The organism is Psychrobacter immobilis (genome assembly GCF_904846225.1).
In the GTDB taxonomy this organism is placed as follows: domain Bacteria; phylum Pseudomonadota; class Gammaproteobacteria; order Pseudomonadales; family Moraxellaceae; genus Psychrobacter; species Psychrobacter immobilis_F.
Window position 1 is genome coordinate 1 of the sequence record NZ_CAJGZJ010000034.1, and the last position, 14,762, is coordinate 14,762.

Here is a 14,762-nt window from a genome sequence, read left to right on the forward strand (position 1 = left end):
TTTATGATTATGTTTGATGACCGTATCAGCAGGCATTTAATCTAAATGGCAGTTACACAGAATCTGGGATGGGCTCAGTATTAGATGTTTATCTCAAGCGTCTAATACTGGATTTTTTATTGTCTTGTTTTTAGGCATATAAATTGAAGAAGGAGAATATCTTCTCAGTCAAACAATGGCTCAAACAACGGTAACTTCTAAACGCGTCTCAACATTACCGCGAGTGGCATTTGAATATGGGCATACCTGATGCGTGGCTTCAATCAGCTCTTGCGCCTGAGCTTCATCAATACCTGACACTTCAACATATAACTCTATATCCAAGTTGTAGCTGCCATCTGCCTTCATACCAATGCCTACTTGTGCAGAAGTCTTAGAAGAGGTAATAGGTAGTTTCATTTGCTGCGCAGTCATGCTCAAAGCGCTATCGAAACAAGCGGCATAACCCATGGCAAAAAGCTGTTCTGGATTGACGCCTTCTTTATCTTGTTCTTGAAACGACACCAAGTCAAACCCTAGTGAACCATCATCTAATCCAGTATGACCAGAACGTCCACCAGTGGCTGTTGCGCGAGTTTTATAAAATATTTTCATGAAGAATTATTCCTTGTTTAACATTATTAGAGGTCGTGCTTACGCTGTTGCGATGAGACTATTATAGAATCATCTCCATTTATGCGTTAGAACAGATCTCTATAACTCTTGCCTAATTCTATAAATTTTCATACTATTAGGCAATGTTATAAAACAAGCAATCATCATGAATCAAGCAACCATTGACCAACTCCTTACTTTATTGCCTAGGAATAAAACTATCGAATCGGCTATTTCAGGCCTGTTTTTTTATTGTGCAGATAAGCCAAGTAAAGCCGTCAGCTACATTCAAGAACCAAGTATTTGCATTGTCTTGCAAGGTGAACGAGAGATTCATTTAGGAGCAGACTGTCAAAGGTTTGACAATAGTAATTTGATGTTTTGTCCTGTCAATATTCCCCTCAGTATGCATATCAATCATGCCTCAATCAAAAACCCTGTCATCGTCTTATCCATGAAATTAAACCTAGCCATGATTAGAGATATTTTGGCACAGATACCGCCTAAACCATCCATAGGAGGTAGTCATCTAGGAATAAAGTGGCCATTAGATGATACGATAATATCAGCATTTGAGCGATTGATAAGCTTGCTTGATTATCCAAATGACATTGATTTTTTGGCTTCGTTGATTCAGCAAGAAATATACTATCGCTTGCTCTCAGTGGAGCAAGGTAATAAGCTCAGACAATTGGTAGTCAGCGGTAGCCATACTCATCGTATCGCCCAAGCTACTGACTGGATAAAGTCACATTTAAATCAGCCTATCATGGTAGATAATCTGGCCAGTCGGTGCGGTATGAGTATCTCAGGGTTTCACCAGCATTTCAAAGAAATCACCCAGTTGAGCCCGTTACAGTATCAAAAAAGCTTACGTTTGATGGAAGCGAGGCGATTGATTAAGATGCATGGCGCACAAATATCGCAAATAGCCATGCAGGTTGGCTACGAAAGTCCCAGTCAATTTAGCAGAGAATATAAGCGACTATTCGGTGTCAGTCCTAGTAGTGAGTTATAAAGATATTTTGTGATGGAGACAGTATAAGCGTTCTGTCGTAAAGAAAATTTCCTTAATTTTTAAAAATAAGATTTTTATAGATTGGCTAAGTATTTTCCTATGCCTATAAATGTCTTACTTGATTAAAAAAATCGTTGACTCTCCTATATATCCGTATTATAACATATAAATTATATTCAATATTTTAGATATATAGGCGCAGCTTTTCTCTGCGTATATTTATTGAAAAGCCTAGGGAGGAACTACTATGACCCGTTTAAGCTACACTCTCAAATGTTGGGTGCTAGGTATCGGTTTTTTCTTAGTGTTTTACTTCATGGTAGTCATGAGCGACCCTAGCTTTAGCAAGTATATTGATATGCTGGCCCTGAGCACTCTACTCTTCCCCGTTGCTAAACATGCAGTGGATGTGATGACAGATTTTTTTGCACCGGATACCGAATTATTTAATGGTTTACTGCCTTTAGTATTGATTAATATCGTGATTTGGATGCTCACACCATTTATTATGGCTTTTACAGTGATTGCTTTCATACTTTATAACATGGGTGTACTGACAGAAAAACTCAGTCATTAAAACCACCTAAACACAAAGGCCAGATTAGCGATTGCTGATCCGGCCTTAATATTCAAGAAAACGCTCTACTCTAACTCACCTTGTCCCATATTTTACTAAGACGCTTGGGCGAAACCGCCATACGGGTTTTCATTGGTTGGGCAAATAGCTGAATACGATACTCCTCTACCATCCAGCGATATTCGCTGATCGCTTCTTTATCCGCACGTCCTGCCAAACGCTCCATATGTAAGTCCAATGCATAGACGCCATCTAGGTCAGCATCTAGATTATGCTCAAGGCGTTCAAGACGAATCTCCAGTGCTTCAAGATAGCGTGGATACTGCTGCCAATGGCTATAATCCATTCGGTAAACGAAATCAGCCAAATGTAAATCTTCTAACTGATCCTCGATATCTTCGATAGACTCACCGAATATCTCCCGATCGAGCATCAATAATCCTTGGCGAATACGCTGCCAGCGGGTATAAACATTTTTGAGCGTTTTTATGACATTTTGACCCGTCAATAAAAAGTTACCCGCCACCACTTCTACAGTTTGCGCATACTCATCAGCAGTAAAAGGCAGCTCCTCAGCCAAACCTACCGCAATACTATCGGCACTCTCAGGTAAATCCGTACTATGATCGAACAATATATAGTGCTCTTCAAGAGCCGCATCTAATGCTGCATCAATGATAATAGTCTTGAGCTTGTCCATATCGCCAAGGGGTGCAAACGCCAGTTTGAATATGCTATCAATTTGGCTGGTCAGTTGCTTTTTCTTTGCGCCAAGCGTGCCTTTGATTAAGGTTAATACCCCAATACGGTGCGCCTGTAATGCCGCATTGACATCCGTATATTGATGAATCGATACGGCCTCGCCTGCCTCATCAGCCACGAGCGCCGCAAACTGCTTCATTACGACACCTGCACTGTGATGGTTTTTGCTAAAGGCAAAATGCTCAGGAAATTGCGTATGCACACCTTTTTGTTCCGTCACGGCTTGGCTGGTCTCAGAGGCATGACGAATCTGTAGTGTTTGCAAATCTCGACCTTTCTCGATGATGCGATTTTTATCATCGACGACACAAATTTGAGGCTGCAAATAACGGTCAATCGTAGCTGGGTTAAAGTTTTCTGTCGTCACTGACATGATGCCGCGACGGTTCAATGCTTGGCACAATTGCTTCAACAGTCCTTGACCACCAGCAGGCTGTAGCTCTTCAAATAAGCTATCAGCCGTATCAGGGATTGGAACGATTTGACGGCGAATATCTTTTGGTAGTGATTTAAGCAGCTGCAATACCAGCTCAAAACGCCAACCGGGTACGCCCCACAATAGCTCGATAGCATCAAGCTGCGGTAGCGCGGCAAGTGGCACACGAATGGTCACGCCATCATCGTCACTAGCAGGATCAAAAATATAGCGTAACGGTAATTTTAAATCGCCCAATTTCCACACTTCTGGAAAGTCGCCTGTGGTCGGCGCTTGGCTATTTAATACATCATCATCCGTAAAAAACAGATGCTTACTGTCCGTTTTTTCTATCTCGGCACGCCAGTCTTCAAACGCTTTACGACTGGCAATATGCGCAGGAATTTTTTTATCATAAAACTGATACAGTGATTCTTCATCGACCAATAAATCACGGCGGCGTAATTTATCCTCAATGCGCTCGATATCAGCAATCTTATCCATATTATGCTGCAAAAACGGCGCTTGACGACCCAAATTACCAGTCACCAAACCATCACGGATAAAGATTTCTCGCGACTCGCTTAGATTGACTTGCTCATAGTTGGTCAGCTGCTTACTGATAATGATTAGACCAAATAAGCTAATCTGAGCATAGGCTTTGACACGCCCCGTCTTCTTCGACCAATGCGGCTCAAAGTAGTGATACTTTAATAAGTTACCCGCTGCTGAAATAATCCACTCAGGCTCAATCTTAGCAACCGTACGCATAAAGACTTGCGATGTTTCGACCATCTCAAACGCCATAACCCAAGGTGGTATTTGTTTGAAGACTGTACTGGCTGGAAATATTTTGGCCTTTTGCTGACGGGCAGCCAAATACTCACCACGATTTTCAGTTTTATGCGCAATAATGGACAATAAACCCGTTAACAATGCTCGGTGCAAATTGGCATACTTAACCGCTCTGAGTTCTTCATCTTCAATCACGGTAGGATCACTAATAACCGCTTCTATAGCGTCATTTTTGACATCACTCACATCCGTAAGCTTAAGCTCGGTGACCATTTGTACCAATTGACGATGAGTCTGATGCCATTCACGCACCCGCGGAAAGCTAAGATAGTTTTTCTTAGTAAATTGCTTGCGCTGATTACCAGACAGTTTATTACCGTCTTCATCTTTTTCAAACAATGCTTTCCACAGACTTAAATAGAATAAAAAATCAGAATCATCTTGACGAAAAATAGCATGCTTTTGATCCGCTTGCGTACGCTTATTGGCAGGACGCTCACGCGGATCTTGTACGGCAAGCGCGGCCACAACGATAAGCATTTCACGAATACAATCAAAATCAGAACCGGCAACCAGCATACGTGCCAGCCTTGGATCGATTGGCATACGTGCCATCTGTTGACCAATACGCGTGAGGTTTAGGTGATCCAGCCCTTTTTGGCGCTTTGGCTGATTGGCAGGAACAGAGTCGGTTTTGGTAGCGATTGCACCCAATTCGTCGAGCAACTTATGCCCATCAGTGACTAGGCGGCTATCAGGTGGCTCGATAAATTCAAAATCATCAACACTGCCTAGACGTAAATTTGCCATCTGCAAAATAACAGAAGCCAAGTTGGTACGTAAAATCTCCGGCTCTGTAAATTCAGGGCGACCACTAAAGTCTTCTTCACTATACAGACGAACACAAACGCCAGGCGCCACACGACCACAGCGACCTTTACGTTGATTGGCAGCTGCTTGCGAGATCGCTTCAATCGGTAAACGTTGCACACGTGAGCGATATGAGTAACGCGAAATCCGAGCAAAGCCCAAATCAATCACATAACGAATACCGGGTACAGTCAATGCAGTTTCGGCAACGTTGGTAGCGATAACGATACGCCGTCCACGACCTGACGGCTGAAAAATGCGCTGCTGCTCTTCATAAGTCTGCCGCGCAAATAATGGCAGCACTTCAGTGTGCTTTGGCCCATGACGTTCAAGTACTTCTTGTAGCTCACGAATTTCAGCTTCAGTCGCGGCAAATATCAATATATCCGCTTGGTCAGCATGACCTTTATTTTGCGCATCACTAAAGCATTCTTCGACGGCGGCAACGACGGCACGTGGCAGATTCTCTTCAAAGTCATCATAGCTATCATCATCGGAGCTAGTCACCGGTTCATCAGTAAGTGGACGATAACGAACTTCTACTGGAAAGCTACGTCCTTCGACATTAAAAATAGGCGCAGGTATTTGACGTTTTAGTTTGGTATCATAGCGACTAAAGTATTCACTAAAGCGTTTGGTATCGAGGGTCGCTGACGTGATAATGACTTTTAGATCTGGACGCTTAGGCAGTAATTTTTTGAGATAACCCATGATAAAGTCAATATTTAAGCTACGCTCATGGGCTTCATCAATGATAATAGTGTCGTATTTACTTAAAAAACGATCATGACCCAATTCAGCCAACAAAATACCATCGGTCATCAGCTTTACAACTGATTGCGCCGTTCCCTGCTCATTGAAGCGAATTTTGAAACTAACGGTGTTACCTAACTGCTCGCCCAATTCTTCTGCGATACGGTTTGCCACACTACGCGCGGCCAATCTTCGTGGCTGCGTGTGCCCTATCTGCCCAGTAATACCGCGTCCTGCCAGCATCGCCAGCTTCGGCAACTGTGTTGTCTTACCAGAGCCCGTTTCACCCGCAACAATAATGACTTGGTTATCAATGATGGCTTGTATCAAGTCATCGGCACGTTGACTCACTGGCAAATCCAAGTTTAACTTGGCGGGCAAGTTACTTGGAATACTATCGATACGTGCCTGCACTGCTTCTTGAGAGCGGATTTTTATTTTGTCATATTGTGCACGTTTTTTGGCAAGCGCATCATCGGCTTTATTATTCTTGTGTTCACTATTATCGCCATTGGATTTTTTACTAGTGACAGCCGCACGCGCCAACTCTCGCTCTAGACGGTTTAGATAATAGCTGTCCTTGGCGAGTACTGGTAAATCATCGGCGATTTTAGCGTGAACAGACGCTTCATCATTGCTTGATTTGATATTCGAATTTTCCTTACTTGAGTTTGCCGTTCTATTTGTGTCTTCAATCGTATTTTCAGTTGGCATTTTTGGATTTTTCTCAGAAGTATTAGGCATATTTACTTAGGCTATTTATTGTTTATAAGTGGTTAGATTATGGGGGTAATTTGGGTGTGATTCAAGTTGGTTATATTGCTTGCTTGGCAGCTGAGACCTCTTTTACCTATTTTCAAAACGCTCATTTAAAATCTCTTCAAGCTCATCAGTCATAGGCTTGAATTTAAAATGTTCTGGGATCATCTGTTGGAATAACGTTGGTCCTCTAGCAGAATCAGAATTATCAACGCACTCATAGTAATTAATTTGACGACCTTTTAAAGTATCCAAAATTAATAAAGAAGTATCACCATCATCGTCATAAGAAAAGTAATAATAATGCATTGGTTCTCTCATCATTACAGTTGTGCTGTTCAGAGTAAAAGCAAAATGTGCCTCTTCTGTGAATTGCTTGACTTCCAGTTGCAGGTCATTATTAGCGTTGGCAAAATAGAACTGTAACTGATAGCCAATATCGCTATTGATCACGTCAAGTTGTAAACGCTCGTCATTTTCAGTTAGACATTCTATTAAGGTGAATGGCTCATATACACGCGGATTGTTAGTCGTATTCTCGTCCACTATACTCTCCCACTCCATCCCCATAATAGGCGCATCCAACATGAGGCTTCCTTCCTCAGTCAGCTTATACCCTGCTGGTACGTCTTGATCTTCGACCGTAACCTGGAGGCTTAACGACTTATTATTTTCTTTTTTAGCATTGTCAGTGTCGTTACTCAGTACCGCTGTAGTGTCGTCCGATGTGTATTGTTCATTCTTTTTATCCCAAAGTGTTATAGCCACTAGGACAATAAAAAGTCCTATCCCAAGGCCAATACCTGCGATAACCCACTTAACAAATCCTCTTATGAAATTTTTCAAATCTACCAGCCGTATTTTATTTTTGTGAATAAATTATTTGTAAATTTAGGGTCTGTTAAACATTACTCGTATGAATAACCTGTTGACGAATGGCAGCCCCCGTAAAAAAGGTATGCAAATTTTGTAGTGGTACCCTAGGAAAAGGCAGGTGTAGCGAGAGTATTAACTTTTCAAACGCTACCAACTCATCAGCTAATGCTTGTGCGACATCAGGTTGAATCTGCGAATCACCATAGATATTATCAATTAACCAAGTGAGTTGTGGAAAATTGGCATTATTATGAATCTGATAAAGAATGGGTAATAGCTCATTAGAAATTTGGCAGCGCGTTTTGCGAATCATACCGTTTTTATAGTACATACTTAAAGCCATATTAGGGCTGTCCTTAATTAGAATATAAAACTAAAAATGAAATGGATTTAAAATAGCTTCCTTAAATTTTTAATACTGAGATAACCAACATACTCTTTGTCCTCCATGACATCTAAATCGTCTGTATCACTGATAGGCTCAATCAAAAGCTGAACGTTTGATAGAAGATCACCGACGTTATATATATCATCGATATCTACCTCAAACTTATCGTCAATATGAGAGGCGGCATTAAAAGGTGACGTTTTGTCCTTAAAAGTAAACTGTTTATAAAACTCACTCTGTTTTGCCTGTTTAATGGCCTCTGCTTGACTGGCAGCCACGACAAGCAATTTATAATGAAACTCCTCAAAACTGCCCTGCTGATAGCCGCCTAAATTGATAAAGAATAACTTTAGATCATGGCTACTCTCTACTTGCTCATTGAATTCAACCAAACGAATCGTATAATTATCCACTTTAGTAATCGCTCGGTACGAATCAATGTGCCACTTACTTTTTACTTCAGGCCAATGACTGTCAATGTCTGCTATCAGCTCATTTACTTGATTGGCCACACCAAAAAAAATATCATGCTGTTCAATGAGACGACCCTTTGGACGACCACCCAGCTGAACCATATATAGAGTTAGCATTTTATGCAGTCCTTATTAGAAATAGGCGATTTAATTAACACCGAAATATTTGACAGTGTTAATCATATTTTTGAACTTTATATGTGCATTTTATACATCAACTGTGAATAAAAGTGCATAAAAAACCCGATGTCTAAACGATATCCAGACATCGGGTTTTTATCTTAATGATGACAGCTCTACAGTAAGAAAAAATATGCCCATAGTCCGACCACTAGCGTAGATATGATATTTAGTATCACACCAGTACGTATCATCTCAGATTGTTTAATTAATCCTGTACCAAACACAATCGCATTTGGTGGTGTCGCGACAGGTAACATAAAGGCACATGATGCACCGATACCGATAATCATTACCAATACTTCGGGTGGCAGACCCATTTGCTCAGCAATAGCCGCAAATACAGGTACCAATAACGCGGCTGACGCTGTATTAGACGCAAACTCAGTCAAGAAGATAATAAATGCTGATACTGCCAGCATAACTACGATAATGGGGGCTGTTGCTAGTCCATTGGCAACGGTTTGCCCTAGTACCAAAGATGCGCCCGTTACTTTTAGTACTGTTGATAGTGCGATACCACCACCGAACAGCATGAGCACGCCCCAGTCAGTATTGTCAGAGACTTGCTTCCATGACACCAGACCTAAGCTGACCACCGCTGCTGCTGCCAGCAATGCGACAATAGAATCCATGTCAGTCACATCAAGCGCTTCACTAATTTGCTTAGATAGTATCCAGCACGCCGCTGTGATTACAAATACGATAATCGTCAGAATTCGTGGCTTATTCCATGGAATAATTTCTTCTTCGTTAAGTGTTACCTGACGATTAAGGTTAGGTTTCAGGTACAGATACATCGCCCCAAGTAATACGGGCAACAGCACCAACATGATTGGAATACCAAACTTCATCCAATCGATAAAAGCAATATCAAGCGCCTTTGCAGCGATGGCATTGGGCGGTGAACCAACGATAGTGCCCAATCCACCAAGGCTGGCAGAATAAGCGATACCCAGTAGTACAAACACAAAGGTACCACGATCTTTTACACGGTCAACTTGCGTCAAAATACCAAGTGCCAACGGCAACATCATCGCTGCCGTAGCAGTATTTGATATCCACATCGATAAAAACGCCGTGACCCCAAATATTAAGAATACTGCATTTCTAAGATTGCCACCTGACATCGATAGAATTTTTAGTGCAATTTTTCTATCCAGTTGTTGTACATGCAAGGCGGCAGCCAAAGCAAAACCACCAAAAAATAAATAAATAATTGGATTGGCAAAACTCTGTAAACCAGTTGCAACATCGAAGTCTGGTATATTTATGAGCGCCCCGATGACTACAACCAGTATCGCAGTAATAGTCACATGAATCGCTTCGGTCAACCACAGCGCGCCAATGAAAAACAGCATGGCGAGACCTTTATTGGCAGTGATCTCGAATGGTAATATATTATAAATAATCATACTGACAATCGCTGCAATCGCGACAACTATCAATCCTTTACCCGTACCCTTTGGAAAGGTGTCGGTAAATAAATATTCATTGCCATCATTGGGAATATGGCTATCTAGTTTTTGCTCTGACATAAAGTATCCTTATTCTGTTCAGAGTGATCGTGAAATTGGGAATTACAACAATACGCACCAGTCATAAAATCCTATTGTATTAGCGCGTTAAATATTTGATAGATGCCATAGTATCAGAATTATTTGTAGCCGAATATGTTCTGATTATACTTTGTACGATTGCTAGGATTATGCGACTTTATAATGGTGTTTTCGGTTTGTCACCATCATCAAAGTTAGAGCGTATTTTTGACTATTTGCTATCTCGATATAAAATTATAAAAATTACATAAAGCTTCCAAACATTTATCATTTGGGGCTATACAAGCAAAAACTGATAACACATACTTATAGGGTTAGATACAACATCATCAATAAAAATAAATTGGAGTACATTATGACAGACGCAAACAAAATTGATGCGACCACTAAAATGGCGCCAAAAGACATTAACCAAGATGGACTTGCCAAAAAAGATCAACAGCGTACCGATGATTCAGCACTAGATATGATGCAAGGATTGCATGAACACGAAGATCATGGGCAGCAAGAAGATAAATAACTTGCTGTATCTATTAAGAAACATTTATCCCAGCGCTTCGTGATTTTAAATGTCTTAGGTAAATAGTAAAACTCAGATAAGCCATGAAAATATTAGAGCATGTTTAATATTACTTTAAGACTTAAATTTCAAAGACATATCTCTTAAGTCCGCATTCAAAAGCGCCCATCAAAAAGAAGGGCGCTTTTTTGGTTTTGGCTCTCTTTTTTCTGGCAGACGACCTGAAACATAATTGTATAAAAATGCTGCTGTCAGTACGATCGTGATGGGTACAAACAAAGCGTCATAGCCAACTTTAGCAAACAAGAATGCACCTACTGCGCTGCCACCACAAAAGCAATACCAGATAATGGCTTGGAAACCCAATGTCGGCTTGCTAATTGAGCGCCCAGCAAGCCAGTTACCGATTGCGGCACCCATATCTGATGTCAATCCTGTCAAATGGGTAGTACGAATGACCGCCCCACTGTAAGTTGCTACCATCGCGTTTTGTAATCCGCATGCCATCGCTGACGCCAATTGTCCTAGATAGTCATGCTGTTGATATAACCAGTAGCCAGCCAGCAATAAAGCTGCCTCAAGATATAGCGCACGCCCGTAACGACGGCCTAGCTTTAATGAGGTCTGCCCGATGACGAAACCACTTAATATTGCTCCTGCCAAAAAAGACAACAGCAGCGCACCGATATATAAGATACTTCGAGCGTCTGAATAAGCGATAGCCGCTGCAAATAAGCTGACATTGCCAGTGACATGCGAGACTGATAAATTGGCAAAACCCATCAACGCAGTGGTGTTAACGCAGCCTGCACTAAATGCCAATACTGCCCCGCCCCACAATATCCACTTTGGTAACTTGGTTATCATATTCGTCACCTAGGCGCACATTGCCAAAAAGACCCATAGTATAACGAGAAAAGGCAGCCAATTGGCTGCCTTTTCTATAGTTGAGCGAATCATTCGTCCCGACCACCATGCAACTTACGTTGTCATACTAAATAGGCCGCTAAAAAATTTGCTCATAAGAAGTATTTAAACGATTATTTCGATGGCTCATCGAGCATCATTAATTGCTCACTGATGGCGACGGTATTGAAACCTGCATCAACAAACATAATCTCACCAGTGATGCCAGATGCCCACGGCGATAGTAGAAATAGTGCGGCATTACCTACTTCTGCTTGTGTGATATTACGCTGCAAGGGCGCAATTTTTTCACTAATATCAAGCATTTTACGGAATGATTTGATACCGCTGGCAGCAAGCGTACGAATAGGGCCTGCCGAAATAGCATTGACACGGATACCTTCGCCGCCCATAGATGTAGCAAGATAGCGAACACTCGCTTCAAGACTGGCTTTTGCCATACCCATGACATTGTAGTTTGGCAATACTGAAATACTGCCTTCGTAAGTCAAGGTCAGCATCGAGCCATGGCGCATAGCAAGCAATTCACGTGCTGCTTTGGCTAATGCGACAAAGCTATAGCTTGAGATGTCATGCGCAATATGGCTGCCCTCACGGGTAGTTGCATTGACAAAATCGCCATCTAGCTGATCCATAGGTGCAAAACCAATCGCATGTACCACACCATCAATACCGTCGCCCCAATGGGCGCTCACTTGCTCAAAACACGCCGCAATCGATTCATCAGATGCAACGTCGCACTCTAATACTAAATCTGCTTCAAACTTTTCTGCTGCCATATCCACACGTTTTTTTATTTTATCATTTGGATAAGTCAGGATCAATGAGGCACCTTCGCGGTGTAGCGCTTCAGCGATTGCCCAAGCGATAGAAAGTTTGCTTGCGATGCCTGTTACGACAAAACGTTGTCCTTGCAGTAGCATAGTGTTTCCTTTTGAATCGAACGAAATTATTTAGATTATAAAATGATTTAGAAGCGTCAGATATGATCGATATCGAATAATAACCAAATACAACTTAAAAAATGTCATTATACACGAATTAATTTAAGTAAACAGTCGTAAACTGTATTCGCTTGCAATGCCGTTTAAAATGGATTAAACACTGAACTGCCACGACAGCAGTATGAAGTTAAGTAGATTTCAAGTATAATCACAGCCCTTCCCAGCTTGCACAATTTTTATAAAAATCCTTTATAACCGTTGTTTATAAACAAGGATTTAGCGTTAAGCTACACCCACATTTTGGATGGCTGCCAAACTTATGAGTATTACCCCAACAATAACATCAGATTACCAAGAAAGCGTTGAGTCTTATCGTCAACTGATTCTCTCAACTGGCGAAGATTTGGAACGTCCTGGTCTTGAAGAAACGCCGTTGCGCGCTGCGAAAGCTTTTTCTCATTTAACCCAAGGCTATCATCAAAACTTGGATGAGGTCGTCAATGATGCCCTGTTTCCATCGAACAATCGCGAATTAGTATTGGTACAAAACATTGAATTTTATTCATTATGTGAACATCATATGCTACCTTTTCATGGCGTCGCGCATATAGGTTATCTACCTAACGGTCAAGTACTGGGCTTATCTAAATTTGCTCGTATTGTCGATATGTTCGCCCGTCGTTTGCAAGTTCAAGAAAACCTAAGTGATCAAGTAGCACAAACCATTATGGATGTGACGGGCTGCCGAGGTGTGGCGATAGTGATGGACGCAGCGCATATGTGCATGATGATGCGCGGTGTGAACAAGCAGCATTCCACCACACGTACGACATCAATGATGGGCGAGTTTGTTCATGATAATCAAGCGCGTACGGAGTTTTTGAGCGCAATACCTAGACGTCAACCAGCGTTTTAAATGGGTAAATTGATCTTCACAAAAAAGGACACTTAATAAGTGTCCTTTTTTTATACAAATGAGATATTTTTACGAGAGAAAGACTCTCAGAATCTGCTCAATGAGATTTAGCTCACTGGCGTTACTTCATCGATCCAGTTGCCATAACCCGCTTCTTTCATCTCCGCTAGCGGAATGAAGCGCATTGCCGCTGAATTCATGCAATAGCGTTTACCTGTCGGTGCTGGACCATCATCAAACACATGACCCACGTGCGAGTCGGCGTAGCGGCTACGAATTTCGGTACGGGTTGAAAAAATACCACTGTCTTCTTTTTCGACGACGACATCAGCGCCTAGCGGACGAGTAAAACTGGGCCAACCTGTACCAGACTTGAATTGGTCACGAGACGAATACAGTGGCTCGCCCGATACGACATCGACGTACAGACCGGGTGCTTTATTGTCCCAATAAGCATTGTCAAAAGCGCGCTCAGTGCCCTCTTTTTGAGTAACTTTATACTCGATATCACTAAGCGAGTTTTTCAGCGTTTCCTGTGTTGGCTTCACAAAAGTCTTTGGGTCAAAGCCCGTACTCGCTTTAGCTGTTGCCTTGTTTGATGCTGGGTTTGATTCTGACTGCTTAGTACTGGCTGCAGTCGGTTTAAATTGGCTAAAGTCGAGTTCATAATCTTTGCCATAGACACTTTCGATAAACTGATAGCGACCAGAGTTGAAGGTATAAGCCTTATAGCGTAGCGGATTCTTTTTGTAATAGTCCTGATGATACTCTTCTGCTGGATAAAAAGTGCTCGCAGGAACAATTTCTATCACTACTGGCTTGTCATATACACCAGACTCTTGCAGTGATTGCTTGGCGGCTTCTGCTATCTGCTTTTCTTGCGCATTATTATAGAAAATAGCCGGGCGATACTGCGTACCACGGTCCACATACTGACCTTTATCATCTGTTGGATCAGCAATTCTCCATAACGCCTGCACTATACCGTTATAAGTGATTTTTGTGGGATCATAATATACTTGAGCCGATTCCGTATGACCCGTACCACCTGCTGATACCTGCTCATAGGTTGGGTTTTCAATACTGCCGCCCGTATAACCAGACACCACCTCGACGACCCCAGGGATTTTCTCATAGCCTGCTTCAACGCACCAAAAACACCCGCCAGCGACCGTCGCCACTGCCAATCCCGGCGTTGTCGGTGCATAAGGATTGGCAGCATTTGCATCTTTTACAGTGGCGTTGGTTTCGGTAGCGGCACAACCTGCGTAAAAGGCACTGCTTGCCAAGATCACTAACCCAATAATTTTAGACGGTAATATACGATTCATAATTGTCTCCTAAAAGAATCTTCATGTAACTATATAGTCAGTCTTTTATAAATAAGATACAATGCTTTTAAAATAAGCGAAGTAGCAGAAGAATCCATGACCTAT

General features: G+C 41.9%; 13 protein-coding genes. 4 read left to right on the plus strand and 9 right to left on the minus strand.

Going from position 1 to position 14,762, the window contains the following annotated elements:
- Positions 1-180: 180 nt before the first annotated feature.
- Complete coding sequence (locus tag JMX48_RS13415) at positions 181-594, minus strand: organic hydroperoxide resistance protein (protein WP_201538633.1); 414 nt, start codon at positions 592-594, stop codon at positions 181-183.
- Between the two features lie 166 nt (positions 595-760).
- Here JMX48_RS13415 and JMX48_RS13420 point away from each other — a divergent pair, with 166 nt between their 5' ends.
- Together JMX48_RS13420 and JMX48_RS13425 are read left to right on the plus strand one after the other, a co-directional pair.
- A complete protein-coding gene (locus tag JMX48_RS13420; RefSeq protein WP_201538635.1) occupies positions 761-1,612 on the plus strand; it encodes an AraC family transcriptional regulator in 852 nt (283 codons plus the stop codon).
- A 247-nt stretch (positions 1,613-1,859) separates the two neighbouring features.
- Positions 1,860-2,189 (plus strand): hypothetical protein, encoded by a 330-nt coding sequence (locus tag JMX48_RS13425; RefSeq protein WP_201538637.1) that lies wholly within the window; start codon positions 1,860-1,862, stop codon positions 2,187-2,189.
- Positions 2,190-2,259: 70 nt separating this feature from the next.
- Here the strand turns inward: JMX48_RS13425 and hrpA are convergent, their stop codons facing one another.
- The 5 genes from hrpA to JMX48_RS13450 all read right to left on the minus strand — a co-directional run bounded on the left by hrpA (position 2,260) and on the right by JMX48_RS13450 (position 9,998).
- Positions 2,260-6,528: an ATP-dependent RNA helicase HrpA gene (gene hrpA, locus JMX48_RS13430; RefSeq protein WP_227688034.1), complete on the minus strand. Its 4,269-nt coding sequence runs from the start codon at positions 6,526-6,528 to the stop codon at positions 2,260-2,262.
- A gap of 102 nt (positions 6,529-6,630) precedes the next feature.
- Positions 6,631-7,389, minus strand: a complete 759-nt coding sequence (locus JMX48_RS13435) for a hypothetical protein (protein WP_201538639.1) — start codon at positions 7,387-7,389, stop codon at positions 6,631-6,633.
- Between the two features lie 55 nt (positions 7,390-7,444).
- The gene (locus tag JMX48_RS13440) at positions 7,445-7,762 is read right to left on the minus strand and encodes a hypothetical protein (protein WP_201538641.1); all 318 of its coding nucleotides are present in this window, start codon (positions 7,760-7,762) and stop codon (positions 7,445-7,447) included.
- A 47-nt stretch (positions 7,763-7,809) separates the two neighbouring features.
- A complete protein-coding gene (locus JMX48_RS13445) occupies positions 7,810-8,397 on the minus strand; it encodes a DUF1543 domain-containing protein (RefSeq protein WP_201538643.1) in 588 nt (195 codons plus the stop codon).
- A gap of 179 nt (positions 8,398-8,576) precedes the next feature.
- Positions 8,577-9,998: an SLC13 family permease gene (locus JMX48_RS13450; protein ID WP_201538645.1), complete on the minus strand. Its 1,422-nt coding sequence runs from the start codon at positions 9,996-9,998 to the stop codon at positions 8,577-8,579.
- A 376-nt stretch (positions 9,999-10,374) separates the two neighbouring features.
- On the opposite strand from JMX48_RS13450, the gene JMX48_RS13455 reads away from it, so the two are divergent.
- Entirely contained in the window at positions 10,375-10,539 is a 165-nt protein-coding gene (locus JMX48_RS13455) for a hypothetical protein (protein ID WP_201538647.1), read from the plus strand.
- 168 nt (positions 10,540-10,707) lie between these two features.
- Here JMX48_RS13455 and JMX48_RS13460 read toward each other — a convergent pair whose 3' ends face one another.
- Together JMX48_RS13460 and JMX48_RS13465 are read right to left on the minus strand one after the other, a co-directional pair.
- Positions 10,708-11,406: a YoaK family protein gene (locus JMX48_RS13460; protein ID WP_201538649.1), complete on the minus strand. Its 699-nt coding sequence runs from the start codon at positions 11,404-11,406 to the stop codon at positions 10,708-10,710.
- 173 nt (positions 11,407-11,579) lie between these two features.
- A complete protein-coding gene (locus JMX48_RS13465) occupies positions 11,580-12,389 on the minus strand; it encodes an enoyl-ACP reductase (RefSeq protein WP_201538651.1) in 810 nt (269 codons plus the stop codon).
- A 340-nt stretch (positions 12,390-12,729) separates the two neighbouring features.
- Here JMX48_RS13465 and folE point away from each other — a divergent pair, with 340 nt between their 5' ends.
- A complete protein-coding gene (folE, locus tag JMX48_RS13470; RefSeq protein WP_227688036.1) occupies positions 12,730-13,326 on the plus strand; it encodes a GTP cyclohydrolase I FolE in 597 nt (198 codons plus the stop codon).
- Between the two features lie 107 nt (positions 13,327-13,433).
- Here folE and msrA read toward each other — a convergent pair whose 3' ends face one another.
- Positions 13,434-14,657, minus strand: coding sequence for a peptide-methionine (S)-S-oxide reductase MsrA (gene msrA / locus JMX48_RS13475; RefSeq protein WP_201538655.1), 1,224 nt, complete (start codon positions 14,655-14,657; stop codon positions 13,434-13,436).
- Positions 14,658-14,762 lie beyond the last annotated feature (105 nt).

Excerpts from the sequence above, each read along its gene's own strand:
- JMX48_RS13465 (WP_201538651.1), bottom strand. The coding sequence starts at position 12,389 with ATGCTACTGCAAGGACAACGTTTTGTCGTAACAGGCATCGCAAGCAAA.
- JMX48_RS13460 (WP_201538649.1), bottom strand. The coding sequence starts at position 11,406 with ATGATAACCAAGTTACCAAAGTGGATATTGTGGGGCGGGGCAGTATTG.
- JMX48_RS13445 (WP_201538643.1), bottom strand. The coding sequence starts at position 8,397 with ATGCTAACTCTATATATGGTTCAGCTGGGTGGTCGTCCAAAGGGTCGT.
- msrA (WP_201538655.1), bottom strand. The coding sequence starts at position 14,657 with ATGAATCGTATATTACCGTCTAAAATTATTGGGTTAGTGATCTTGGCA.
- hrpA (WP_227688034.1), bottom strand. The coding sequence starts at position 6,528 with ATGCCTAATACTTCTGAGAAAAATCCAAAAATGCCAACTGAAAATACG.
- JMX48_RS13440 (WP_201538641.1), bottom strand. The coding sequence starts at position 7,762 with ATGGCTTTAAGTATGTACTATAAAAACGGTATGATTCGCAAAACGCGC.
- folE (WP_227688036.1), top strand. The coding sequence starts at position 12,730 with ATGAGTATTACCCCAACAATAACATCAGATTACCAAGAAAGCGTTGAG.
- JMX48_RS13450 (WP_201538645.1), bottom strand. The coding sequence starts at position 9,998 with ATGTCAGAGCAAAAACTAGATAGCCATATTCCCAATGATGGCAATGAA.
- JMX48_RS13420 (WP_201538635.1), top strand. The coding sequence starts at position 761 with ATGAATCAAGCAACCATTGACCAACTCCTTACTTTATTGCCTAGGAAT.
- JMX48_RS13425 (WP_201538637.1), top strand. The coding sequence starts at position 1,860 with ATGACCCGTTTAAGCTACACTCTCAAATGTTGGGTGCTAGGTATCGGT.
- JMX48_RS13455 (WP_201538647.1), top strand. The coding sequence starts at position 10,375 with ATGACAGACGCAAACAAAATTGATGCGACCACTAAAATGGCGCCAAAA.
- JMX48_RS13415 (WP_201538633.1), bottom strand. The coding sequence starts at position 594 with ATGAAAATATTTTATAAAACTCGCGCAACAGCCACTGGTGGACGTTCT.